The 23,705-nt window shown below is 68.9% G+C and carries 25 protein-coding genes; 14 read left to right on the forward strand and 11 right to left on the reverse strand.

Translation table 11 applies throughout. The features are described from left to right. Positions 1 to 3: 3 nt before the first annotated feature. Entirely contained in the window at positions 4 to 1,380 is a 1,377-nt protein-coding gene (locus tag IE88_RS0113165) for a M28 family peptidase (RefSeq protein WP_031555212.1), read from the reverse strand. 128 nt (positions 1,381 to 1,508) lie between these two features. On the opposite strand from IE88_RS0113165, the gene IE88_RS0113170 reads away from it, so the two are divergent. Both IE88_RS0113170 and IE88_RS0113175 read left to right on the forward strand, forming a co-directional pair. After that, positions 1,509 to 1,880 (forward strand): VOC family protein, encoded by a 372-nt coding sequence (locus IE88_RS0113170; RefSeq protein ID WP_031555214.1) that lies wholly within the window; start codon positions 1,509 to 1,511, stop codon positions 1,878 to 1,880. Between the two features lie 99 nt (positions 1,881 to 1,979). Next, complete coding sequence (locus IE88_RS0113175) at positions 1,980 to 2,537, forward strand: Dps family protein (protein ID WP_051882196.1); 558 nt, start codon at positions 1,980 to 1,982, stop codon at positions 2,535 to 2,537. Positions 2,538 to 2,542: 5 nt separating this feature from the next. On the opposite strand, the gene IE88_RS0113180 is transcribed toward IE88_RS0113175, so the two are convergent. After that, entirely contained in the window at positions 2,543 to 3,697 is a 1,155-nt protein-coding gene (locus tag IE88_RS0113180; RefSeq protein WP_162178346.1) for a mechanosensitive ion channel family protein, read from the reverse strand. A gap of 74 nt (positions 3,698 to 3,771) precedes the next feature. Between IE88_RS0113180 and IE88_RS0113185 the strand changes: the two genes are divergently transcribed. Both IE88_RS0113185 and IE88_RS0113190 read left to right on the forward strand, forming a co-directional pair. Continuing rightward, positions 3,772 to 5,010, forward strand: a complete 1,239-nt coding sequence (locus IE88_RS0113185) for a pyridoxal phosphate-dependent aminotransferase (RefSeq protein ID WP_202900508.1) — start codon at positions 3,772 to 3,774, stop codon at positions 5,008 to 5,010. A 96-nt stretch (positions 5,011 to 5,106) separates the two neighbouring features. After that, positions 5,107 to 5,553, forward strand: a complete 447-nt coding sequence (locus IE88_RS0113190) for a Dps family protein (protein ID WP_031555222.1) — start codon at positions 5,107 to 5,109, stop codon at positions 5,551 to 5,553. A gap of 81 nt (positions 5,554 to 5,634) precedes the next feature. Here the strand turns inward: IE88_RS0113190 and lexA are convergent, their stop codons facing one another. Next, positions 5,635 to 6,339 (reverse strand): transcriptional repressor LexA, encoded by a 705-nt coding sequence (gene lexA, locus IE88_RS0113195; protein ID WP_031555224.1) that lies wholly within the window; start codon positions 6,337 to 6,339, stop codon positions 5,635 to 5,637. Positions 6,340 to 6,572: 233 nt separating this feature from the next. Here lexA and IE88_RS0113200 point away from each other — a divergent pair, with 233 nt between their 5' ends. Next, entirely contained in the window at positions 6,573 to 7,721 is a 1,149-nt protein-coding gene (locus IE88_RS0113200; RefSeq protein WP_036767281.1) for a glycoside hydrolase family 43 protein, read from the forward strand. Positions 7,722 to 7,744: 23 nt separating this feature from the next. On the opposite strand, the gene trpC is transcribed toward IE88_RS0113200, so the two are convergent. The 3 genes from trpC to IE88_RS0113215 are packed head-to-tail and all read right to left on the reverse strand — an operon-like array spanning position 7,745 to position 10,121. Then, a complete protein-coding gene (gene trpC, locus IE88_RS0113205; protein WP_031555228.1) occupies positions 7,745 to 8,527 on the reverse strand; it encodes an indole-3-glycerol phosphate synthase TrpC in 783 nt (260 codons plus the stop codon). After that, on the reverse strand, positions 8,524 to 9,534 hold the full coding sequence (gene trpD / locus IE88_RS0113210; RefSeq protein WP_031555230.1) for an anthranilate phosphoribosyltransferase: 1,011 nt from the start codon (positions 9,532 to 9,534) through the stop codon (positions 8,524 to 8,526). Before trpD ends, trpC begins: the two co-directional genes overlap by 4 nt. Continuing rightward, on the reverse strand, positions 9,531 to 10,121 hold the full coding sequence (locus tag IE88_RS0113215) for an anthranilate synthase component II (RefSeq protein ID WP_031555232.1): 591 nt from the start codon (positions 10,119 to 10,121) through the stop codon (positions 9,531 to 9,533). Before IE88_RS0113215 ends, trpD begins: the two co-directional genes overlap by 4 nt. Before the next feature lie 80 nt (positions 10,122 to 10,201). Between IE88_RS0113215 and IE88_RS0113220 the strand changes: the two genes are divergently transcribed. Genes IE88_RS0113220 through gor form a run of 5 tightly spaced genes read left to right on the forward strand, consistent with a single transcriptional unit; the run spans position 10,202 to position 14,791 of the window. Beyond that, complete coding sequence (locus tag IE88_RS0113220) at positions 10,202 to 11,128, forward strand: divergent polysaccharide deacetylase family protein (protein ID WP_051882198.1); 927 nt, start codon at positions 10,202 to 10,204, stop codon at positions 11,126 to 11,128. Between the two features lie 40 nt (positions 11,129 to 11,168). Beyond that, positions 11,169 to 11,861 (forward strand): ribose-5-phosphate isomerase RpiA, encoded by a 693-nt coding sequence (rpiA, locus tag IE88_RS0113225; protein ID WP_051882200.1) that lies wholly within the window; start codon positions 11,169 to 11,171, stop codon positions 11,859 to 11,861. Then, the gene (gene bioB / locus IE88_RS0113230; RefSeq protein ID WP_051882201.1) at positions 11,851 to 12,837 is read left to right on the forward strand and encodes a biotin synthase BioB; all 987 of its coding nucleotides are present in this window, start codon (positions 11,851 to 11,853) and stop codon (positions 12,835 to 12,837) included. The genes rpiA and bioB overlap by 11 nt, the downstream gene beginning before the upstream one ends. Before the next feature lie 9 nt (positions 12,838 to 12,846). Continuing rightward, on the forward strand, positions 12,847 to 13,383 hold the full coding sequence (locus tag IE88_RS0113235; RefSeq protein WP_031555238.1) for a hypothetical protein: 537 nt from the start codon (positions 12,847 to 12,849) through the stop codon (positions 13,381 to 13,383). Between the two features lie 49 nt (positions 13,384 to 13,432). After that, on the forward strand, positions 13,433 to 14,791 hold the full coding sequence (gene gor, locus IE88_RS0113240) for a glutathione-disulfide reductase (protein ID WP_031555239.1): 1,359 nt from the start codon (positions 13,433 to 13,435) through the stop codon (positions 14,789 to 14,791). A 77-nt stretch (positions 14,792 to 14,868) separates the two neighbouring features. Here gor and IE88_RS0113245 read toward each other — a convergent pair whose 3' ends face one another. Then, positions 14,869 to 16,206 (reverse strand): GntP family permease, encoded by a 1,338-nt coding sequence (locus tag IE88_RS0113245; RefSeq protein WP_031555241.1) that lies wholly within the window; start codon positions 16,204 to 16,206, stop codon positions 14,869 to 14,871. Between the two features lie 131 nt (positions 16,207 to 16,337). Here IE88_RS0113245 and IE88_RS0113250 point away from each other — a divergent pair, with 131 nt between their 5' ends. Next, entirely contained in the window at positions 16,338 to 17,102 is a 765-nt protein-coding gene (locus IE88_RS0113250) for a tetratricopeptide repeat protein (protein WP_031555243.1), read from the forward strand. An 84-nt stretch (positions 17,103 to 17,186) separates the two neighbouring features. Continuing rightward, positions 17,187 to 18,584 (forward strand): outer membrane protein assembly factor BamB family protein, encoded by a 1,398-nt coding sequence (locus IE88_RS0113255; RefSeq protein WP_036767285.1) that lies wholly within the window; start codon positions 17,187 to 17,189, stop codon positions 18,582 to 18,584. A gap of 2 nt (positions 18,585 to 18,586) precedes the next feature. On the opposite strand, the gene IE88_RS0113260 is transcribed toward IE88_RS0113255, so the two are convergent. The 4 genes from IE88_RS0113260 to IE88_RS0113275 all read right to left on the reverse strand — a co-directional run bounded on the left by IE88_RS0113260 (position 18,587) and on the right by IE88_RS0113275 (position 21,873). Beyond that, complete coding sequence (locus IE88_RS0113260) at positions 18,587 to 19,894, reverse strand: ATP-binding protein (protein WP_031555246.1); 1,308 nt, start codon at positions 19,892 to 19,894, stop codon at positions 18,587 to 18,589. Positions 19,895 to 19,901: 7 nt separating this feature from the next. Beyond that, positions 19,902 to 20,630 (reverse strand): response regulator, encoded by a 729-nt coding sequence (locus tag IE88_RS0113265; RefSeq protein WP_238319311.1) that lies wholly within the window; start codon positions 20,628 to 20,630, stop codon positions 19,902 to 19,904. 61 nt (positions 20,631 to 20,691) lie between these two features. Further along, a complete protein-coding gene (locus IE88_RS0113270; protein ID WP_031555249.1) occupies positions 20,692 to 21,225 on the reverse strand; it encodes a GYF domain-containing protein in 534 nt (177 codons plus the stop codon). A 9-nt stretch (positions 21,226 to 21,234) separates the two neighbouring features. After that, positions 21,235 to 21,873 (reverse strand): PilZ domain-containing protein, encoded by a 639-nt coding sequence (locus tag IE88_RS0113275; RefSeq protein WP_162178347.1) that lies wholly within the window; start codon positions 21,871 to 21,873, stop codon positions 21,235 to 21,237. A 116-nt stretch (positions 21,874 to 21,989) separates the two neighbouring features. Between IE88_RS0113275 and IE88_RS0113280 the strand changes: the two genes are divergently transcribed. Together IE88_RS0113280 and IE88_RS0113285 are read left to right on the forward strand one after the other, a co-directional pair. Continuing rightward, positions 21,990 to 22,787 carry a rhomboid family intramembrane serine protease gene (locus tag IE88_RS0113280; protein ID WP_031555252.1) on the forward strand — a complete coding sequence of 266 codons (798 nt, stop codon included), beginning with the start codon at positions 21,990 to 21,992 and terminating at the stop codon, positions 22,785 to 22,787. Positions 22,788 to 22,859: 72 nt separating this feature from the next. Then, complete coding sequence (locus IE88_RS0113285; protein ID WP_031555253.1) at positions 22,860 to 23,288, forward strand: CBS domain-containing protein; 429 nt, start codon at positions 22,860 to 22,862, stop codon at positions 23,286 to 23,288. The last annotated feature ends 417 nt before the right edge of the window (positions 23,289 to 23,705 follow it).

Consider the following 23,705-nt stretch of genomic DNA (forward strand, 5'->3'; position numbering starts at 1 on the left):
CCCTCAGAACCGCCCGGCAGGCCCCGGGAACACCACCGGCGTCTCCGAGCCGTCCTGCGCCACGGCGGAGACGCCGAAGAAGTAGTTGTCGATGACGAGGTTCTCGAAGGTGTATTCCGTCACGTCGCCGACGAAGCGGGAATGCGTCCATTGCGGCGCCGTCGTCTCGCGCCAGTGGACGCGGTAGCCCGCGAGGTTTTCGAGCGCCTCGCCCTCTCCGCCATGCTCCCAGGTGAGGGTGGCGGACGGCTCGACCGCGCCCGAGGCCTCGACATTGGCCGGGAAGGGCGGGGCGCCCGCCATGCCCCCTAGGCTGACGGCGTTGAGGGCGGTGAGCTTCGCCGCATAGTCCGGGTTCACCCCTTCGAGCGTATCGCCGTATTCTACGCCGTCCTCGGTGCGCAGGTCCTGGTGCTGGCGGACATAGTTCTCATGGGTCTCCATGATCCGCACGCCGGGAAAGCCCGCCTGGTTGAAGGGACGGTGATGGCCGCCGCGCCCGTAGCGGTCGAGGCGGTAGACCATCATCACGTCGAGATTGGTGAGGTACTGGTCGGCCATGCGGTCGATATAGCGGGCGAGATTGCGCGAGGGACTGTCGACCTCGCCGCCGGTGAAGCGGCGCAGGCGGGCCTCTTCCTCGGTCTCGACCGCGCGGGTGCCCTCCGAGAAGACGCGGGCGGTCGCATTGTCGATCACCCCGTCGACCCCGCCGATATTCGAGATCATGTCGTTGTTGAGGACGGCCTTGAGGTCCCAGCCCTCTTCCTGCGCGACCTCGGCGACGATCTTGCCGCCGAACAGGCCCTGCTCCTCGCCCGACAGCCCCGCATAGACGATGGTGCCGGGGAAGTCGTGCTGCGTCAGGACGCGCGCCGCCTCCAGCACGCCGGCCATGCCGGAGGCGTTGTCGTTCGCGCCGGGGCTGTCCGACGTGCCGTCGAGCGGGTCCGAGACGCGGCTGTCGATGTCGCCGGACATCATCACCATGCGGTTCGGGTCGAGCGTGCCGCGCTGGATCGCGATCACCGAGACGACCTCCGTCGGCTCGGGGATGCGGTCCTCGCCCGAGATCGTGTCCGAGATCATGCGGACCTCGAGGCAGCCGCCGCAATCCTCCGAGATGCGCTCGAACTCGCCTGCGATCCACCGCCGCGCCGCGCCGATGCCGCGCGTGTCGCTTTCGGTCTCGGACAGGGTGTGCCGCGTGCCGAAGCCGACCAGCGTCTCGATATCCGACATGATCCGGTCCGCCGAGACGGCATCGGCGACGTCGTAGAGCACCATGGCCTCCGATGGCGGCGCCTGGACGTCGCGGTCCTGCGCGGCGGCGGGCAGGGCGAGGGGGAGGAGGGCGGCGGAAAGAAGAAGCGTTCTCATGGCGCTAGCGTAGGGCGTCTTTTCCGCCCGCGCCAACCCGCGGGACAGCGGCCGGAGCGCTGCCGAAAGCCGTCGACCCGCCGCAGGTGTTCCTGTATTGTTCTTTTGCTGGGGAAGAGGAGGAGCACATGCTCGGTTATGTCACGGTCGGAACCAACGACCTGCAGAAGGCGGCTAGGTTCTACGACGCTCTCGCCGGAGAGCTCGGGGTGGGGCGGATGATGGAATTCGGGACCGGCATCGCCTGGGGAAAGCCCGGCGGGGGCGCGGGGATCGGGGCGATGGCGCCCCATGACGGCAAGCCCGCCACGGTCGGCAATGGCGTGATGCTGGCGCTCGAAGCCCGGGATAAGGACCAGGTCCAGCGCCTCTACGACCTCGCGCTCGAAAATGGCGGCACCGATGAGGGCGCGCCCGGACCGCGCGGCGATGACGGCTTCTATGCCGCCTATTTCCGCGATCCCGACGGCAATAAGCTCAACGCCTTCACCATGGGCTGAAAGCGGCATCGGCCGGGAGCCCCCCCCCGCGCCGATCCGTCTCAGGAACATCGGCAGGTGCAGCCGTGTTGCCCGGGTCCCGTCATTCGGAGAAGACCCATGCGAAACGCGCTGATCATCGCGGGCACCTCGCTGTGCCTCGCCCTGCCTGCCGCCGCGCAGGACATGCCGAACGCCTATGCCGATGACGCCGCCGCAAGCGCGGTGCCGCTGGAAGAGGGCGTTCGCGGAACCTCCAGCGAGGCGCTGCAGGACACGCTCTACGAGCTGATCGCCCTCAAGCACATGACGCACCAGTCGCATTGGAACGTCACGGGACCGCTCTTCTATTCGCTCCACGACCTTCTGGGCGAGGCCTATACGGGGCTTGGCGGCTATATCGACCAGGTCGCCGAGCGCAAACGCGCCCTCGGCGCGCCGGCCGATGGCCGCCCCGCCGCCGTGGCGCAGAACGCGGCGCTGCCGGGCTTTCCCGAAGGCCTGCTGGCCGATGACGAGGTGCTGGACCTCCTCCTGACGCGCTACGAGACGGTGTCGGAGCGCCTCCAGCAGCGGATCGGGGAGACGAGCGATGACCCGGTCACCCAGGACCTCCTGATCGACGTCGCGCGCACGATCGAGAAGGATCTCTGGATGATCCGCAGCTTCCAGCTCTGAGCCTTCTACTGGGCGGCCAGGCTCGCCTGGTCCTGCCCGCTCTGCGGCGTCGAGCCGATATGGATGGTCTGCGTCGGGAAGGCGAACTCGATATCCTCGCGCTCGAACAGCGAATGGATGTCGAGGAAGATCGACTGCTGGTAGTCCATATATTCGTTATAGTCGCGCGAGAGCACGTAGAAGACGAGCTCGAAGACAATCGAGAAATCGGCGAAGGCCGCGAGGTGGCAGCGGTCGAAGCGCACCCCTTCGGTGTTCTCCACGATCTGCCGGATCTGGCCTGGCAGCGTTTTCAGTTTCTCGTGCGGCGTCGAATAGAGGACGCCGACCCGGGTGACGATCCGGCGCTCGGCCATGCGGCGGTAATTGTTGATTTCGTTGTCTAGGAGCTTGGAGTTGTTCACCGTCAGCTGCTGGCCCGACAGGGTGCGGATGCGGGTCGATTTGAGGCCCACCTTCTCGACCGAGCCCATCTTGTCGCCGAAGATGATGAAGTCGCCGCGCACGAAGGGCTTGTCGAGAATGATCGACAGCCCCGCGAAGAGGTCCTCGAACAGGCTCTGCGCGGCGAGACCGATGGCGATGCCGCCGACGCCGAGGCCGGCGATGAGGCCGGTGACGTCCATGCCGAGATTGTCGAGGATGACGACGATGGCGATGGCGAAGATCACGACATTGGCGAAGACGACGATCAGCGCCATCGCATTGGCGAGAGTCGATTCGTCGCCGCTATGCTTTTCCGACACCCGCGCGAGCAGCGCCTTGACCACCACCCGCGCCCAGAAGGCGATCTGGAAGGTGAAGAAGATCATGAAGGCGGTCTGGAGGCCTTCGCTCAGCCACTCCGTCAGCACGACGAAGAAGGGCGTGACGAGAATCACCGAGACGAGCAGCAGGAAGGCGCTGTTCGTGGCGCGAACCACGTCGGCGACGATGTTGCGGAAGGCGGTGGCGGGCTTGTTCCGGTCGCTGATGACGCGGCAGAGCGCGGCCCTGGCGAGGCGGAGGAGGAGGAAGACGCCGGCGATGATGCCGAGCGCCAGCGCCCATTCCACGCCATTGTCGCGCAGCCAGGCGGCGAACCCGCCCGCCGTCGCGCCCAGATCACGAACAGCTTCCCCGGCGCCTTCTAGCACCTCTGCCGGTTGCGCTTCTTCCACGTCCCTGCTCCTCATGCTCCGATCGGCCGCTTAGCCGAACTTTCCGGCCTCGCCATCTTGCACCGCAGCAAAACATGGCGAGACTGCGCGTGCCAGACGAGGATGCGATGACCGACCTGACCCTCTCCGACCTTCTGAACCGCGTCACGCCGTCGCCGACGCTCGCCGTCACCCAGAAGGCGCGCGAATTGCGGGCCGAGGGCCGAGACGTCAAGGCGCTCGCCGCCGGCGAGCCCGACTTCGACACGCCCGAACACGTCAAGGAGGCCGCGATCAAGGCCATCCGCGACGGCAAGACCGGCTATACGGCCGTGGACGGCATTCCCGAGCTCAAGCAGGCCGTCGCCGACAAGTTCGAGCGCGACAACGGCCTGACCTATGATCCGGGAACCGAGATCGCGGTGACGCCCGGCGGCAAGTACATGATCTTCGCGACCATGCTCGCCACCCTGAACCCCGGCGACGAGGTGGTGATCCCCGCGCCCTACTGGGTCAGCTATCCGGACATGGTGAAGATCGCGGGCGGCGTCCCGGTCATCGTCGAGACGCGCGAGGAGGACGGCTATGTCCTGACCCCCGAGGCGCTGGAACGGCATATCACGCCGCGCACGCGCTGGGTGATCCTGAACTCGCCCTCCAACCCGACCGGCGTCGTCTACGGCCCGGAGGCGACGCGGGCGCTGGCCGATGTCCTGTTGCGCCACCCGCAGGTCTGGGCGCTGTCCGACGACATCTACGAGCACGTCATCTATGACGCGACCTTCTGCACGCTGGCGAGCGTCGAGCCCGAGCTGAAGGACCGCACCCTGACCATGAACGGGGCGTCCAAGGCCTATGCGATGACGGGCTGGCGCATCGGCTATGGCGGGGGGCCGAAGCCGCTGATGGCGGCGATCCGCAAGGTCCTCAGCCAGTCGACCTCCAATCCCTGCTCGATCAGCCAATGGGCGACGCTCGCCGCGCTCGAGGGCGATCACGGCTTCCTCGGCGAGCGCAACACCGCCTTCCGCGACCGGCGGGACCGGGTGCACGCGGCGCTGAACGAGGCGCCGGGCATTTCCTGCCTGCTGCCGCAGGGCGCGTTCTACCTCTATCCCTCCTGCGCGGGCGTGATCGGCAAGAGCTTCCTGAGCCGCAAGATCGAGAGCGATCTCGACTTCGCCGAAGCGCTTCTGGAGCAGGAGGCCGTGGCCGTCGTGCCGGGCACCGCCTTCGGCGCGGCTCCGGCCTTCCGCGTCTCCTACGCGACGGATATGGAAACGCTCGAAGAGGCCTGCCGCCGCATCAAGCGCTTCTGCGAGAGCCTGAATTGAGAGTGGTTCATCGATAGCGTCGATGAAGGGCATCACCACTATCAATTTTGTCAATAGAGCCAGGCTTCCTATCTATAGGCGAAGAAGGAGGTTTCCATGACGAACCGCAACACGCAGGTCGCCCAGTCGCTCAAGAGCGTGCTCGGCGACACCTATGCGCTCTACCTCAAGACCCACGGCTTCCACTGGAACGTGACGGGGCCGCAATTCCACGCGCTGCACACCCTCTTCGAGGAGCAGTACACCCAGATGTGGGAGGCGCTCGACGACATCGCGGAGCGCGTCCGGACCCTCGGCGACACGGCGCCGGGTTCGGGCAGGGCGCTCGCCGCCCTCTCCGAGATCGACGAGGCGGGCGACGAGGTGCCGGAGGCGAAGGAGATGCTCCGCATCCTCGCCGCCGATCACGAAACCTGGGTGCGCCGGGCCGGCGAGGCGCTGGAAGTGGCGCGCGAGGCGGGCGATGACGGCACGGAGGACCTGCTCGTGCCGATGATCGCCTCGCACGAGAAATCGGCCTGGATGCTGCGCAGCAGCATGTAAGGCTTTCCCGCTAAGCCCGAACGAAGAAAGGCCCGGCGCATCGCGCCGGGCCTTTTCACATGCCGGCGGGGAGGAGGCGGCTCAATATTCGCGGATCAGGCCGGTCAGGCGGCCCTGCACCTTGATCTGGTTGGGGCCGAAAATACGGGTTTCATAGGCCGGGTTCGCCGCCTCGAGCGCGATCGAGCCGCCGCGCTTGCGGATGCGCTTGAGCGTGGCTTCCTCGTCTTCCACCAGCGCGACCACGATATCGCCGTTCGGCGCGTCGTCGCAGCGCTGGATGATGACGGTGTCGCCGTCATGGATGCCCGCCTCGATCATCGAATCGCCCTGCACTTCGAGCGCGAAATGCTCTCCGCCGCGCAGCATCGAAAGGGGCACGGCGATCCGGTCCTGCTCGTGCTGGATCGCGCTGATCGGGGTGCCCGCGGCGATGCGGCCGAGAACCGCGACCTCTTCGGTGCCGGGCGCGAGAGCGGGCGCGGGCGCGGGGCGGGAGCCCTCGATGACCGAGGGGCGGAAGCCGGCGCCCGGTCCCGTCGCGACCGCGCGGGCCGTGCCCGGCGCGGCCGTGTCGGGCAGGCGCAGCACTTCGAGCGCGCGCGCCTTGTGCGGCAGGCGGCGCAGGAAGCCGCGCTCCTCGAGCGCGGTGATGAGGCGGTGGATGCCGGATTTCGACTTGAGGTCCAGCGCCGCCTTCATCTCCTCGAAGGAGGGCGAAACCCCCGTATCGGTGAGCCGCTCGTGAATGAACATGAGCAAGGCGTGCTGCTTCGCCGTGAGCATGGGGACCCCTTTCGCGCGCGCCGGCGCCGACCGTGAACAAACGGTGATCGTTCTAGGGTTGTTCCGGGGGCCGGTCAACTCCCTCCGCGCGAGGAGGCCGAGGCCCGGGAGCGCGGGGAGGGCAGCCCGGTCCGGCCCGATGCCGCAGGTGGCGAAGCGGGGTTTAGCGCTAACATCGAACGCGGTAGGACCCTTCCTCGATGCCGAGACGGCACACCAGGGAGGTTCCGACCATGCAACGTTTCGCACTACTTCTGGGCGCAAGCCTGATCGCCACGGCCTGCGCGGCGGAGGTCGAGCCCGCAGCCGAGCCGGAGGACCCGGCCGAGACGGTGGCGGTGGAGCAGCCGGCCGAGGCCGTCGCGCAGGCCGAGGAGGCCGAAGAGGCCGGCTCGCCCTTCCTGAACGCGCCGCTGGTCACCGAGATCTACACGGCCGACCCTTCCGCCCATGTCTGGGATGATGGCCGCATCTACATCTATCCGAGCCACGACATCGATGCGGGCATTCCCGACGACGATCTAGGCACCCAATACGCCATGCGCGACTATCGCGTGCTGTCCATGGACGAGCCGGGCGGCGAGGTGACCGTCCACGATGTCGCCCTTTCGGTCGACGACGTGCCGTGGGCTGCGCAGCAGATGTGGGCGCCGGATGCCGCCGAGAAGGACGGCACCTACTATCTCTATTTCCCCGCCAAGGACGAGAACGGCGTCTTCTATATCGGCGCGGCAGCCTCCGACAGCCCGACCGGCCCGTTCGAGGCCGAGCCCGAGCCGATCGAGGGCAGCTTCTCGATGGACCCTTCGGTCTTCGAGGACGAGGACGGCGAGTACTACATGTATTTCGGCGGCATCTGGGGCGGCCAGCTCCAGCGCTGGGCCACGGGCGAATACAATGACGACCCCGACCTCGTCGCCGACCTCGGCGATGATTCCGCCCCGGCGCTGATGCCGAAGATCGCCCGCATGTCGGACGACATGGTCAGCTTCGCCGAAGAGCCGCGCGACGTGATGATCGTGGACGAGAACGGCGATCCGATCCTGACCGGCGACCATGAGCGCCGCTTCTTCGAGGCGGCCTGGGTCAACAAGATCGAGGACACCTATTATCTGAGCTATTCGACCGGCGACACGCATTACATCGTCTATGCGACGGCGGATAACCCCTATGGCCCCTTCACCTATCAGGGCCGCATCCTCGAGCCCGTGCAGGGCTGGACCAATCACCACTCGATCTTCGAATATGAAGGCGACTGGTATCTCGCCTATCACGACACCGAGCTGTCGGGGCAGAACCACCTGCGCAACGTCAAGATGACGCCGATCCGCCTGACCGAGGACGGGCTGTTCGAAACGGTGGACGTCTATACGGGCGACTGACCGGAAGCCGCGGCGCGGGCCCCTCAGCCTTCGAGCAGGGCCCGCGTCGCCGCCGCGACGTCCGCCTGCCGCATCAGGCTCTCGCCGACGAGGAAGCGGCGGATGTTCGAGCGGGAAAGGCGGGCAAGGTCGCTCTGCCCGGCGATCCCGCTCTCGGCCACGATGGGCCGCATGCCCGCCAGCCTCGCGAGCCTTTCGCTCGTGCCGAGATCGGTCTCGAAGGTCCGCAGGTCGCGATTGTTCACGCCGAGAAGGCCGCCCGGCAGGCGCAGCGCCCGCTCGAGCTCCTCCTCGTCATGGACCTCGATCAGCACGTCGAGCTTTTGCGTCCGCGCCGCGTCATAGAGCTCTCCGGCCTGCGCATCCGACAGGCAGGCCATGATGAGAAGGACGGCGTCGGCGTGCCAGGCCCGCGCCTCGACCATCTGATAGGGATCGATCATGAAATCCTTGCGCAAAGCGGGCAGGGCGCAGGCCTCGCGCGCCGTGCGCAGGAAATCGGGATGGCCCCGGAAGCTCGGCTCGTCGGTCAGCACCGAGAGGCAGGCCGCGCCGCCCGCCTCATAGGCCCTCGCAAGCGCGGGCGGATCGAAGTCCTCGCGGATGAGGCCCTTGGAAGGGCTCGCCTTCTTCACCTCGGCGATGAGGGCGAAGCCGCCCTCGGCCGCGCGGTCCAGCGCAGCGGCGAAGCCGCGCACCGGAGGCGCCGTGCGCGCTTCGCGCAAGAGGCTGTCCTCGGGCCGCTCGCGCTTCGCCCTTGCGACCTCGCCCCGCTTGTAGGTGACGATATCGTCGAGAATGCTCATGCCGTCGCGCCCTTCAGCCGTTCGAGCGCGGCGAGAGCCCGCCCGTCATCCAGTCCCCCGGCGGCCTGCGCCGCGCCCTCTTTCAGGCTGCTCGCGCGCCCCGAGACGATCAGGCCCGCCGCCGCGTTGAGGAGGACCGCGTCGCGGAAGGCGCCGGGCTCGCCGCGCAGGAGGCGCAGCATAGCGGCCGCATTCTCTTCGGGCCCGCCGCCGCGCAGGGACCCCGCCTCGCGGCGCTGAAGCCCCGCCTCTTCGGGCGTGACGGCGAATTCCGTGATCCCGCCGCCTTCCAGCGCGCAGACGAAGCTTTCGCCCGTCACCGTCAGCTCGTCGAGGCCGTCAGAGCCGTGCACGACGAAGGCGCGCTCGGACCCCGTCGCCCGAAGCGCCTCGGCGACGGGGCGCAGGAGCGCCTTGTCATAGACGCCGAGCACCTGCCGCTTCGCGCCTGCGGGGTTCGACAGCGGCCCGAGAAGGTTGAACAGCGTGCGGAAGCCGAGCCCCTTCCTGACCGGCGCCACATGCTTCATGCCAGGATGGTGGTTCGGCGCGAAGAGGAAGACGAGGCCCGTCTCGGCCAGGATCGTCTCGGCGCGCTCGGGAGGAATGTCGAGATTGACGCCCAGCGCGGAGAGCACATCCGAGCTGCCCGTCAGGCTGCTGACCGCCCTGTTGCCGTGCTTCGCGACCGGCACGCCGAGCCCGGCCAGGACGATGGCCGTCGCGGTCGAGACGTTGAGCGCGTCCTGCCCGCTGCCGCCCGTCCCGCAGGTGTCGAGCGTGCCCTCGGGGCTGGCGATCCGCAGCGCGGCGGCGCGCATCGCCTCGGCCGCGCCCGCGACCTCCCCGGGCGTCTCGCCGCGCACGCGCAGCGCGGTCAGGAAGGCGGCCGCGCGGAGCTCTTCGACCTCTCCGGCCAGAAGCTCGGCGAAGGCGGCACGCATCTCGTCCTGCGACAGCCTTTCGCCGTCGACGAGGCGCAAGAGGGCGGGCGCAAAGCCGGTCACGCTGCCGCTCTTCCGGCCAGTGTGCGCAGGAAGTTCCGTATCATGACGTCGCCGCCCTCGCTGGCGATGCTTTCGGGATGGAACTGCACCCCGAAGACCGGGGCGCCGCGCACGCGGGCGGCCATCACCTCGCCGTCATCCTCGGCCCAGGCGGTGGCCTGGACCTGCGGCGGAACCGTCAGCTCGCGGATGGTCAGGGAATGGTAGCGGGTCGCGGTGAAGGGCGAGGGCAGGCCCTCGAACAATTGATCGCCCTCATGCCGGACGCGGCTCGTCTTTCCGTGCATCTGCCGCTCGGCGCGCACGACCTCGCCGCCATAAGCCTGTACGATGGCCTGGTGACCGAGGCACACGCCCAGAAGCGGCAGGCCCGCCTGCGCCGCCAGCGGAACGAGGTCCAGGCTGATGCCCGCCTCGTCGGGCGAGCAGGGGCCCGGCGAGATCACGATGGCGTCGGCGCCGGACCGCACGGCCTCTTCCGCCGTGATCGCGTCATTGCGGACCACGCGCACCTCTTGCCCCCGCCCGCCGATCAGATGGACGAGGTTCCAGGTGAAGCTGTCATAGTTGTCGATCAGAAGGATCATGGAAATCTCCGGCGAATTCCCCTAACCGCTTCTTTCGGGCGGCATCAAGCGATGACAGGGCGGGTTGTGCTGAGGCAGACATGCTGACGGCTGGCGGGAAGTGGCGATGGCCGAGCCTGTTCGCGGCGGGCCTCGGGCTCGGGGTCGTGCTCGGCGTCGCCTTCGGCCTGCCCTCGGGCGGCGCCGCCGCGCCGGACATCCCGGCCGCCCTGCGGCAGGTGCCCGCGCGCATCGTCAGTGCGCTGCCGACACCGCAGGGCGAATCGGGCCTGCCTCTCTCCGCCCGCTTCGCGCCGCCGCTCAGCCGTGCGGGGCGGCCCCGCATCGCCATCGTGATCGACGATCTCGGCCTCGACTGGGGCGCGTTCAGCCAGGCCGAGGCCCTGCCCCCGCCCGTCACGCTCTCCTTCCTGCCCTATGGCGAGGATGCGCAGGCCATGCTGGAGGCCGTGGGGCCCGGCCACGAGATCATGCTGCACCTGCCCATGCAGCCGACCATCCGCGAGGAGGATGCCGGGCCGGGCATGCTGCGCACCGATCAGGGCCCGGCCGCGCTGTCGGCCGCGCTGGCCGGGAACCTCGAAAAGCTGCGCGGCTATGAGGGCGTGAACAATCATACGGGCTCTCTCTTCACCGCCGACCCCGAGGCGATGCGGGTCGTGCTCGAGGCGCTCGACCGGCGCGGGCTCTATTTCCTCGACAGCTTGACCACGCCGCGCCCCGTCGCGAAGGACCTCGCGGAGGAGGCGGGCTGGCGGGTGATCGAGCGGGACGTGTTCCTGGACACCGACCGCAAGGCCGGCGCGCCTTACGTGAAGAAGCAGCTCGCACAGGCCGAGAAGATCGCGAAGATCCACGGGGCGGCGGTGGTGATCGGGCATCCCTACGAGGCGACGCTCGGCACGCTCGGGCCATGGCTCGTCACCGCCCAGGCGCGCGGCTTCGAGATCGTCGGCGTGAGCGACCTCCTGCCGCCCGCGCCGGTCGTGACCGCGGGCCTGCGCTGAGAGGCTTTCGCGACCGGGCGGGGGCCGCTATCGAGCGGTCATGACAGATGACGCCAAGAAGCGGGCGGCCGAGGCTGCCCTCGAAGAGGTCCGGGACGGCATGACCCTCGGCCTCGGCACGGGCTCGACGGCCGTGCATTTCGTCCGGCTGGTCGGCGAGCGGGGCTTCGATGTCCGCGGCGTGCCGAGTTCGGACGACACCGCCGCGCTTGCCCAGGAGGTCGGCATCGAACTCGCCGTGCCCGACGAGACGACCCGCATCGACCTGGCCGTGGACGGCGCGGACGAGGTCGATCCTGACGGCCATCTCATCAAGGGCGGCGGCGGCGCGCTCCTGCGCGAGAAGATCGTCGCGCAGGCCGCAGAGCGCTTCGTCATCATCGCCGATGCCTCCAAGCGCGTGACGCAGCTCGGCGCCTTCCCCCTGCCGGTCGAGATCGAGCGCTTCGGCTGGGGCCTGACCGTGCGGGCCCTGCGCGAGGCGCTGGCGGCGGCGGGACAGGAGGGGGCGGAGCTGACCCTGCGCCCGGCAAAGGGCGGATCGGGCTTCGCGCTGACCGATGGCGGCAATTACATCGTGGACGCACGGCTCGGGCGCATCCACGACCCTGCCGCGCTTGACGCCGCCCTGACCATGGTGCCGGGCGTCGTCACCACGGGACTCTTCATCGGTCTTGCGGACCGCATCATTTACGGCACCGAAACGGGTACGGAGAATCAGGATGTACGATAGCTTCCCGGAAGCTCCCGAGGCCCCCGCGCCCGAACTGCGCCATGACTGGAGCCGCGAGGAGGTCGAGGCGCTGCTCGACCTGCCCTTCATGGAGCTCGTCTTCCGCGCCGCCGAGGTGCACAGGCGCCATTTCGACCCTTCCGAGCTGCAGATGAGCCAGCTCCTCTCGATCAAGACCGGCGGCTGCGCCGAGGATTGCGGCTATTGCAGCCAGTCGGCCCATTGGGAGACGGGGCTGAAGGCCTCCAAGCTCATGCCCACTTGCGAGGTGGTCGAGGCTGCGAAGCGCGCCAAGGAGGGCGGGGCGCAGCGCTACTGCATGGGCGCGGCCTGGCGGGAGCTCAAGGACCGCGATGTCGACCGGATCTGCGAGATCGTCTCGGAGGTGAAATCGCTCGGCCTCGAGACCTGCATGACCCTCGGCATGCTGACCGGGCCGCAGGCGCAGGCGCTCAAAGAAGCCGGCCTCGACTATTACAACCACAATATCGACACCTCGCCCGACTATTACGGCGAGATCATCACGACCCGGACCTTCCAGGACCGGCTCGACACGATCAGGACCGTGCGCGAGGCGGGCATGTCGGTCTGTTCGGGCGGGATCCTGGGCATGGGCGAGGGGCGCCGCGACCGCGCAGGGATGATCCACGCCCTCGCGACCATGGAGGAGCATCCGGGCTCCGTGCCGATCAACGCGCTGATCCCGGTCGAGGGCACGCCGCTTTCGGGCTCGGCGCGCATCGACAGCTTCGAGTTCATCCGCACGGTCGCCGCCGCGCGCATCACCATGCCCAAATCCGTGGTGCGCCTGTCGGCGGGCCGAGACGACATGACCGACGAGTGCCAGGCGCTCTGCTTCCTCGCCGGCGCGAACTCGATCTTCGTCGGCGAAGTCCTCCTGACCAAGGACAATCCCGAGCGCTCGGCCGATGACCGCCTGCTCGAAAGGCTGGACCTGCGCCCGATGAGCGCCTGAGGAGGGGGCATGGCCGACAAGGACGAAGACACGCCCTACGAGCAGCTTTGCCGCGCGGTGCGCGATTACGGCGAGGCGGCGATGGAGAACCTCCTGCGCTGCCGCGCCTTCGGCCGCGCGGTGATGGAGGGGCTGCCCGGCTGGCTCGGCGTCTCCGCATCCTGCGTCTCGGCCGTGCCCGCCAAGGGCCCCTTCGATCCGGCCAAGGATTACGGCGACGGCGCGTTCAGCTTCGATCCGGACAAGGTCATCCGGCTCGAGCCGATCACCTTCGGCGTCTGCGTCATCGTGCCCAATGCCGAGGATTCGGGCTCCTTGTGGCTGCGCACGGGCGTCAGGCTCGAGATCACGGGCTCGACCTTCGACGTCTTCGTCGCGAACCAGCCCCTCCTGCGCGTGCCGCTCGAATTCGAGGGCGAGCTCGACCCCGTCTTCGAGACGATCCACCGCGAGCTGATGGCCGTCTTCCGGATGGAGCTCGCCGCCTATAACGACGAGCGCTACAAGGGCGGCATCGGCTTCATGCCGCAGCGCCCGGGGTTCTAAGAGCGCGCCCGGCCTGCCATATGGGCGCCTCTTCTTGCAGGAGCCGCTCATGAGTTTCGACTACGACCTGTTCGTCATCGGTGCCGGATCGGGCGGCGTTCGCGCCGCGCGGATGAGCGCGCAGATGGGCGCCCGCGTCGCCATCGCCGAAAGCTCGCGCGTGGGCGGCACCTGCGTCATCCGCGGCTGCGTGCCCAAGAAGCTCTTCGTCTACGCCTCGGAATTCTCGCACGCCTTCGAGGACGCCAAGGGCTATGGCTGGACGGCCGACAATGTCCGCTTCGACTGGAACACGCTGCGGGACAACAAGGACGCAGAGATCGACCGGCTGAACGGGATCTACAAGCGCATCCTGAAATCGAACGACGTGACGCTGTTCGAGACGCGCGCGGTGCTCAAAGACGCGAATACCGTCCATCTCGTCGACGAGGGGCGGGACGTGACGGCCGAGAAGATCCTGATCGCCGTCGGCGGAGAGCCGATCCGGGACGAGAGCATTGAGGGCCACGAGATCGGCATCGTCTCGGACGACGCCTTCGACCTGCCCGAGCTGCCAAGGCGCGCGGTAATCGCGGGCGGCGGCTATATCGCGGTCGAATTCGCCTTCATCCTTCAGGGCCTCGGCGTCGAGACCACGCTCGTCTATCGCGGCGAGCGCCTGCTGCGCGCCTTCGACAGAGAGGTCGGCGAATTCGTCGAGAACGCGCTGCGCGAGGCGGGGGTCCGCTACATCAACAATTGCGTCTTCACCAAGATCGAGGAGGCGGGGGACGTAAAACGCGTGCATCTCCTCGATGGGTCCGAGATCGAAACGGATCTCGTCTTCTGGGCCATCGGCCGGCGGCCCGCGACGGGCGGGCTCGGCCTCGAGCGCCTCGGCGTCGAGACCGACCGCTATGGCGCGGTGACGGTGGACGAGCACAGCCAGACCAGCGTGCCCTCGGTCTTCGCCATCGGCGACGTGACCAACCGGGTGAATTTGACGCCGGTCGCGATCCGCGAGGGCGCGGCCTTCGCCCAGACCCAGTTCGGCGGCACGCCGAGCCGGATGGATTACCGCTTCATTCCCAAGGCCGTGTTCAGCCAGCCGCCCGTCGGCTCGGTCGGCTATACCGAGGAAGAGGCCAAGGCGACCCACGAGATCGACGTCTATGAGACCGACTTCCGCCCGATGAAGAACACGCTGTCGGGCAGCTCCGAGCGCATGATGATGAAGCTGATCGTAGACCGGAAGACCGATTACGTTCTCGGCTGCCACATCGTGGGCGAGGCCGCGCCGGAGGTGATCCAGGCCCTCGCCATCCCGATCAAGCACGGCATCAAGAAGGCCGATTTCGACTCCACCTGCGCCCTGCACCCCACGGCCGCCGAGGAGTTGGTCACGATGACGGCGAAGCGGGAAGCCTGACTAGGTTTTCCCGCTGAGCGGCGCCGCGCCAGCGGGGACGCCGGGATGCGAAGCGGCCCGTCGCCGGAGGCGTCAGCTCAAAAGATCACAAACAACCCGATCGCCACGACGAGCCCGATCAGCGGCACGACGACCGTCAGCGCGCCGAGGGCCGGATAGGCCGCGGCGTGGGTTTCGCCGCAGATGGCGCGGATGGTGGTCACGACATAGCCGTTATGGGGCAGGCTATCGAGCGCGCCCGAGGCGATGGCGACCGTGCGGTGGAACTCCGACGGATCGACGCCCGCCTCGATATAGCCGGGCGCGATCAGGGGCAGGGCGATGGTCTGTCCGCCGGAGGCCGAGCCCGTCAGCGCCGCGATCACCGTCACCGCGATGGCCGCGCCGATCAGCGGGTCGCCGGGCAGGGTCTCGAGCGCCGAGAGAGCGGAGAGGAAGGCGGGGCTGAGCTTCGCGACCGAGCCGAAGCCGACCACCGCGCAGGTGTTGACGATGGCGATCACCGCGCCCGTCGCGCCGATGGACAGGGCGGGCGCAAGAGCGGGCAGATCGCGGATCGCGAGCAGGCTCGCCGCGACGCAGCCCGCGCCGAGCGCGACGACGAGGCCCCATTTGCCCAAGCCCTCTCCTGACAGCCCGATCCAGCCCGGCTCCTGGGTCAGAAGGAAGACGCCGAGAACCACGACGAGCGGCAGGAGGCTCAGCCACCAGGCGGGCAGGGCGTCATGCTCCCGCCTCTCGTCGTCCTCGCGCGCCTCGAAGCGTTCGCCGCGCGCCTTCGCCTTCCGCATCATGCGCGAGAGCCAGAAAAAGCCGATCGCCGCCATCAGGACGGCGACGGGCAGGCTGACCTGCCATCCGGCCCAGGCCTTGGTGCCCAGATATTGCTGCGGGATGATGTTCTGGATTTCGGGAGAGCCGGCGGTGGTCATGGTGAAGGTGACCGAGCCGAAGGCGAGGCAGGCGGGGATGAAGCGGCGCGGCATGTCCGCGCGGCGGAAGAGGCTGAGCGCCATCGGATAGACCGCGAAGGCGACGATGAAGACCGAGACCCCGCCATAGGTCAGCACCGCGCAGGCGAGCACCACGGCGAAGGCGGCATAGCGCGGCCCGAGGGCGCCGGTGATCGCCAGCGCCACCGAATCGGCGGCGCCGGTGCGCGCCATGATCTCGCCGAAGACGGCGCCGAGCAGGAACATCGGAAACCAGTCGGCGAAGAAGCTCGTGAAGCCTGCCATATAGGCCGTCGCGAAATCCGGCGCCTCGCTTTGTGCCAGCGGGGGCAGCCAGGCGACCCCTGCGGTGGCGGCGACGAGGGCGGCGGAGACCACGGCGGCGACGACGATGTTCACGCCCCTGACGGTGAGCAGGATCAGGAGGGCGAGCCCGCCCACGAGCCCCAGCGCACTGACCATGACGACCTCTTTTCCTGCCCGGAACGAATTATGGCCGCTGTTCGGGGGCGGGATCAACGCCAGCCGCTTCGGCGTTGCCGCCCGGGCATGGCGTCGCTACACCGCCCGGAACCCGCCAGTCCGGAGCCTGCATGACGACGCAAGAAGACGTTTTCCTCCGCGAGGTCGACGAGGAGCTCAATCAGGACCGCCAGCTCGCCTTCTTCCGGCGCTACGGTCCCATTCTGGGCGGCCTCGCCCTCGTCGCCGTGATCGCGGTCGGGGTGATCGAGCTGATGCGCGGCCAGGCGGGGCGCGAGGCGGCGGAAGCGTCCGTGGCCTATCAGCAGGCGCTGGACGAAGGCGCCGGGCCGGACGCGCTGATGCAATATGCAAGCGCCGTCGATGGCGGCTACGAAGCGCTCGCCATCCTGCGCGCGGCCGGAGCGCTCGCCGCGCAGGGGCAGGCGGCGGATGCGGTCGCGGCCTATGCGCTGGTCTATGACAATGCGGACCTGCCCGCCTCGCTGCGCGACCTTGCCCGGCTGCGCGCGGGCTATCTCGCGCTCGACCAGGACGGCGCGGCGGCCGACGACATCGTGTCCGGCATCGAGACCGAGGCCTTCGCGCCCAATGCTCTGGAAATCCGCGGTCTCTCCGCGCTGAACCGCGGCGATTACGGCAGCGCCGCCGCCGCCTTCGCCCAGCTGCGCGAGGAGGGCACCTCCGCCGCCGCCGGCCGCGCGACGCTGTTCCTCGGCCTCGCCGAGGCGGGCAGCGCGGGCGTGCCGCTCGAAGCGAGCCAGCAGGAAGAGAACTTCATCGACATGTTCGGCCGCCGTCTCGAAGAAGCCGGCGTGGGCGTCGGCGGCGCGGCGCCGGCGGAGGAACCGGCGGCAGACACGCCGGACGAGTGACGCGGCCCGGCTTAACAAGCCCTCAGATGCAGCCGGCCGTCCGGGCGGCTAAGACACGCGCCAGACCAAGGGGCGAATTGGATCATGACGAACGACGCTCAGCTTCTGCGCAGCGCCGGCGGCCTCGCCGCCCTGCTTCTCCTGTCGGCCTGCGCGAGCGGGCCCTTCGGCCTCTGGGGCGGCAATGACGACGCGACGGAGATCCAGGAGGACGACGACCGCGTCGCGGTCCTGGCGCTCGACCGCACGCTCGAGCCCGACCCCGCCTATGTCGGCCTGCCGGTGAACATTCCTCCCGCCTTCTCCAATCCCGACTGGACGCAGCCGGGCGGCGAGGCGGATCACACCATGCATCACCTGTCCGCGCCGGGAAGCTTCTCGCTCGCCTGGGACGCGGATATCGGCGAAGGCGGCTCGCGCCGCTCCCCGCTGACCGCGCCGCCCGTCGTCGCGAATGGCCGGGTCTTCACGCTCGACAATGTCGCCCGCGTCACGGCCTTCGCCGAGGACAGCGGCGAGCGCGTCTGGTCGCGGGAGATGACGCCCGATGTCAGCGAGGAGGGCCGGAAGTTCTGGCAGATCACCGGCAAGGTGAAGCCCGAGCAGCTCGGCTTCGGCGGCGGCCTCGCCCTCGATGGGGGCCGGGTCTTCATGACCACCGGCTTCGGCTTCGCCGCCGCGCTCGACCAGGCGACGGGCGAGATGCTGTGGCAGGCCGACCTGCCCTCGCCGGTCCGCAACCCGCCGACCGCGGCCGAAGGGCTGGTCTATGTCGTCACCACCTCGAACCAGGTGCTCGCGCTCGACCAGGAGACCGGCGACACGGTGTGGACCTATGAGAGCTTCGAGGAAAGCGCGCGCTTCCTCTCCTCGGCTTCTCCCGCGGTGCAGGGCGGCACGGTGGTCGTGCCCTTCTCCTCCGGCGAGGTCGTGGCGCTGAGCGCCGAGACCGGGCGCCTCCTGTGGAACGCCACCGTTTCGCGCGCCTCGCGCATGAATGCCCTCGCCGACCTCAACGACATCGCGGGCAGCCCGGTGGTGGATCGCGGCGCGGTCTTCGCGATCAGCCATTCGGGCCAGCTCAGCGCGATCGACCTGCGCACCGGGCGCGAGGTCTGGGAAGTGCCGGTCGGCGGCCTGAATACGCCCTGGATCTCGGGCAACACGCTCTTCCTCGTCACCACCGAAGGCGAGCTCGTCGCGCTCGCCCGCGACGATGGCGGCGTGCGCTGGGTTCGCGAGCTCGACAGCTACGAGAACATGAAGAAGCGCAAGGACCCCATCACCTGGTCGGGTCCCGTGCTCGCGGGCGGCAATCTCATCCTCGTCTCCTCGCGCGGGCGGGCCCTCCTCGCCTCGCCGCAGGACGGCTCAACCGTGGCGGAGTTCGAGATCGAGGAAGGCGGCACCATCCCCCCCGTGGTCGCGGGCGGCACGCTCTATCTCCTCAACGACGAAGGCGAGCTTCTCGCCTATCGCTGATCTCAGCGCGGCAGGCGCAGCGTCGCGCGCAGGCCGCCGAGCGGAGAATCGCTCAGCGACAGCGCCCCGCCATGGCTGCGGGCGAAGTCGCGCACGATGGCGAGGCCGAGCCCGGTGCCCGACGCCCCGCTGCGCGCGCTGTCGAGCCGGCTGAAGGCGCGGACGGCTTCGGCCCGCCGCTCTTCGGGAATGCCGGGGCCGTCATCGTCGACATGGACGCAGACATCCTCGCCCAGCGCCTCGGCGCTCAGCCGGACCTTGCTAGCATGCTTGAGGGCGTTGCCGGTCAGATTGTCGAGGGCCCGGCGCAGCGCCGTCGCCCGGGCCTCGATCGAGAGCAGGGGCGGCACCTCCGTCTCGATCCTGTGGCCCGTGCGCGCGGCCCCTTCGGCGACGTCCCGGGCGAGCGCCGAGAGATCCACCGTCTCGAACGCCGCTTCCGCCTGGCCGCTCGCGAAGGTGAGGTAGTCCTTCAGCATGCGCTCCATCTCCGAGACGTCCGAGCGCAGCGCCTCGATGTCCTCGCTGTCGGGCTGCAGGGCGAGGGCGAGCTTCATCCGCGTCAGCGGCGTGCGCAGATCGTGGCTGACCCCGGCCAGCATCTCGGTGCGCTGGCGGACATAGCGGCGGATGCGCGAGCGCATGGCCATGAAGGCGTGGCCCGCCTGGCGCACCTCGCGCGCGCCGGACGGCTTGAAGTCCGGCGCGTCCCGTCCCCGCCCGAAGGCTTCGGCCGCATCCGCGAGCCGGGTGATCGAGCGGACCTGGTTGCGCAGGAAGACGAGGGCGGTGACGCCGAGAAGAAGGGTCGCGCCGATCAGCCAGAGGACGAAGAGGTGCCCATCGGTCGCCAGCACCCGCTTGCGCGGCACGACATAGCTCATCACGCCGCCCGGCAGCTGCACATCCACGGTGATGATGTCCGGATCGCTTTCGGCATCATAGGCGAAGGGGCGGCTGAGATTGCGGTCGAGTTCGCGGTTGAGCCGCCTGTCGAAGGGCTCGAAGATCGGGCGCCGGTTGCGCTGCGGGATCTGCGCGCCGGGCCGGTAATCCATTTCGATCTCGAGGCCCTGCCGCGCTGCCCGCTCGACGATCCATGCCCGTTCCCCGGCATCCTCCGCGGACAGCCACAGATCGGTCATCAGCTCGAGTTCGGCCGTCGTGCCCTTGGCGAGGCGGGAGGTCACCTCCTCCCAGTGACGGTCGAAGAAGACGATGGTGACGACGACCTGCATCAGGAAGATCGGCAGGACCACGATCAGGATGGTGCGGCCGTAAAGGCTTCTCGGCGCAAGGCGCTTCAGCATGGCGCGCTCAGTCCACGATCAGGGCATAACCGACGCCGCGCACCGTCTGGAGGTAGAGCGGGGCGCGCGGGTCGTCCTCGATCTTGCGGCGCAGGCGGGTCACCTGCACGTCGACCGAGCGGTCGAAGCCGCCGGTCTTCTCGGCCAGGGCGGCCCGGCTGATCGCGGCGCCGGGCTTGGCGCTCAGCGTTCGCAGGAGGGTCAGCTCGGCTCCGGTCAGGCGCACGGGCTCCCCGTCCCGCTTCAGCTCGCCCCTGCGCGGGGCGAAGACATTGGGCCCGAACTGCAATTCCTCGGCCCGCGCCGCGCGGGGCCTGCGCGACAGGAGGCCCCGCAGCCGCAGAAGGAGTTCGCGCGGCTCGAAGGGCTTGGGGAGATAGTCGTCCGCCCCGGCCTCCAGGCCCTCGATCCGGTCGTCCGCCTGTCCGCGGGCGGTCAGCATCAGGATCGGCACGTCCGACAATGCGCGCAGGCGGCGGGTCAGGGAGACCCCGTCCTCTCCAGGCATCATCACGTCCAGCACGAGCGCGTCGAAGCTGAGCGCGTCCATCACCCGGTCGGCCTCTTCGGCATTCCTGGCGACCGAGACGGCGAGGCCGTTCTCGCGGAGATAGCGCGCGAGCAGGCGGCGGATGCCGTCATCGTCGTCGACGACGAGGACATGAGGCAGGTCGTCGCCGATCTCGTGGTTTGAGACAGCGGGCCGTTCCGGCTCGGAAGAAGAGTGGGTGCTCACGCCCGCGTGCTACCACGCAAGATGCCGCAGCGTCCAACAGGCGGCGCGGCGCTTTCCCGGCTCAGACCCGGACCCAGGCCTTGGTCAGGCGGGAATGGGTTTCGGGCAGGAAGTTCTGCCAGGCCGTGCGGCCGCGGGTGCAGTCGATGACGAAGACCGGTTCGCGAGGCTGGAGAAGCGGCGCGACGGCGTTCTTGATGCCGAGCGCGGTCTGGCTCGACGCGACGCTCCAGACATTCTCGGTCAGGCGGAAGGCCGGGCCCAAATCGCAGATCGTCTGCGACAGGCGGCTGGCCGCGCCGGAAACGGTGTCGAAGATCAGAATGAAATTGGCGGTCTCGCCTTCCGGGCGCACTGCCGGGGCGCTGGTGCCGGCGCGGCCGAACCGCTTGGCCTCGGGGGCCGGTTTCGAGTCCAGAAACGAAGCGAGAACCGGGTAATGCCGCGCCTCGCGCCAGGTCTGCCCGCCTGCCGGCGCGACCAGCGAGGCGTCGGACAGGCGGCCTTCGCCCGCGAACTTCGCCATTTGGCTCTGCGTGTAGGGGCCGTAGACCTTCTGCGCGACCTTGATGCACCAATTATCCGTAGCGAGCATGCCGACGCCTCACCCGGTCCGCTCGGCTTCGGAACACGCGGACCCTTCCGGTTCGGCTTGTGCAAAAACCACGCCAATGCCGTCCTCGTGGTGACGGACGACCCGGGCCTGCATGCGGCCGACGCGAAGATGCGTGCCGACGCCGGGCCTCGGCTTCACGCCGACCGAGGCGCCCGTGGTCGAGATGTCGAGGATCCGGCAATCGATGATCGAGCCGTCGGGCAGCACCATGCGCGCCGGCTCGTCCTGCGGAAAGCGGCGGGCGCCGCGCTTCTCGATGCCGTCGCCGGCGCTGTTCACGAGAAAGGTCAGCGTGTCGCAAAGGCGCTTGGCGCGGGCGGCCTTGTGCGAGAACCGCACGGCGAAGCCGTCCTCCTCCCGCCGGACGACGCAGGCGTCGAACCGGCCGAGCTTCTCGACATAGAGGATCAGCACGTCGCCCACGGCAGCGGCGCTGGCCCCCGCGATCCTCGCGCCGCCGGCGGACACATTGGTCAGGCGGCCTTCGCCTTCCTCGCCATTCGCCGCGAGATAGCGGACGGCGAGCGGCAGGGGCGCGCGCCGGTGCCGCCGGTTCTCCGGCTTCTGCGAGGCGGCCGGCGCCGCCGGTTCGCCATGCGGCGCCGCGGAGGGAGAGAGACGAGTCAACGGCAGGCCCTGTTGCTGTTCCCCGGCGGCGTAGGACAAAGCCGTGAACAAAGGCTTTCCCGGCTCGCGCGCCGCGCGGACTACGCAAAGCGGTCCGGCCTTCCTATGTTCGGGCGATGCAGCAGCGCCCCTCCGCCTCCCGCCGTGGTCTCGACAGCCGTCTGGGCCTCAACCCGCCGGAGCGTCGACGCGGCGGCGGCGGCGGCATGATCGTCCTGCCGCGTCTCGTCGGTGTCCTCATCGCCGTCATGGCGATCGTGCACGTTCTCGGCGTGCTCGGGCTCGGGCGCACGCTGGACTGGGTGCTCGGCTTCATTCCGGCGCGGTTCCTCGCCGGGCTCAATGGGCAGGTCGGCCTGACCGAGACGCTGCTGCCGCTGGTCGGGCATGTCTTCGTGCACGGGAACCTGCCGCATCTCCTCCTCAACAGCCTCTGGCTCGCCGTCTTCGGGACGGGCGTCGTCCGGCGCCTGGCCGTGGAGGGGGCCGACGGGCGCACGCATCCTTTCAACGCGGCCGTCTTCCTCGCCTTCTTCTTCGCCTGCGGTGTGGCGGGCGCGCTGTTCTACGCCGCCTTCAATCCTGCCTCTCCCGTCGTCCTGATCGGCGCGTCCGGCGCGATTTCCGGCCTGATGGCCGGGGCGATGCGCTTCGCCCTGCGCCCCTTCGCGCCCTTCGGTCCCGAACAGGGTCGCCTCGCGCCCATGAGCGCCCGGCCCGTCATCGTGGCGAGCGCGGTCTATATCGGCTTCAACCTCCTGACGGCCATCGGCGCGGGCGGCGTCTTCGGCAGCGGCCTGACCATCGCATGGGAGGCGCATATCGGCGGCTACCTCTTCGGACTCTTCGCCTTTCCGCTCTTCGATGGCTGTGCCCGCCGGTCGAGCCCGATCTCCGCGCCCAATCCATCCTGACGCTGCCACCGGGCGTTGCACCGAGGGGCACAAAGGGCGCACGCTCCTGCCAGACAAGCAGGAGGAGAAGCGGTGAAAGCCAAAGACATCCTCGAGCGAAAGGGGAGGCAGGTTCTGGGGGTCGAGGCCGATGACCGGCTCGATGACGCCATCGCCCTGCTCGCTAATAAGAATATCGGTGCCGTGGTCGTGCGGCGCGGCGACGCGCTCGCCGGCATCCTGTCCGAGCGGGACATCGTCCGCGCGCTCGCAGGGGCGCCGACGGGGTTCCGCGAGACCAAGGTCGAGGCGCTGATGACCACCGACCTCTTCACGGCGAGCCCGGAGGCCAGCGTCGACGAACTCCTCGACCTGATGACCGAGAGGCGGGTCCGGCATGTCCCCATCCTGGAGGGGGAAACCCTGTCCGGCATCCTGTCGATCGGCGATGTGGTCAAGCACCGCATCCGCGAGGTCGAGGACGAGGCCAAGGCGCTGAAAAGCTACATCTCCTCGAGCTGAGGAAGGGGTGCGGCCGGGCGGCGCCGCAGAACCGCGGCGCCGCGGCGGGACGCTGATGCCGGACCTGTGAGCCGGCGTTTACGAAACCTTCACCATCTTTCTTCGCGCGCGGCGCAAAAAAGGCTTGCGGGGCGAAGCCCGTCTGGGCATATACGCCTCCCTCAACGGCAATCGAGACTGCTGACGGCAAGGGCGGCTGGCGCCTCCCAGACCTGATGCCTCGCCGGTTTGTTCGTGCTCCCCGAGCGGGGTCGGATGCGGCGAGAAAAAAGTTCCGAAAAGTCGTTGACGCGGGGCGCCGGGGCGAATATCTCGCCGCTCCACCAGGGAAGACGAAGTCTTCGCCGACGGCTTGAACGGCCTGAAAGCAAAAGACAAAGTCAACTTTGGGGATTGACGGCAGGGACGGGAAAGATT

Source organism: Parvularcula oceani (genome assembly GCF_000733125.1).
Classification (GTDB): Bacteria; Pseudomonadota; Alphaproteobacteria; order Caulobacterales; family Parvularculaceae; genus Parvularcula; species Parvularcula oceani.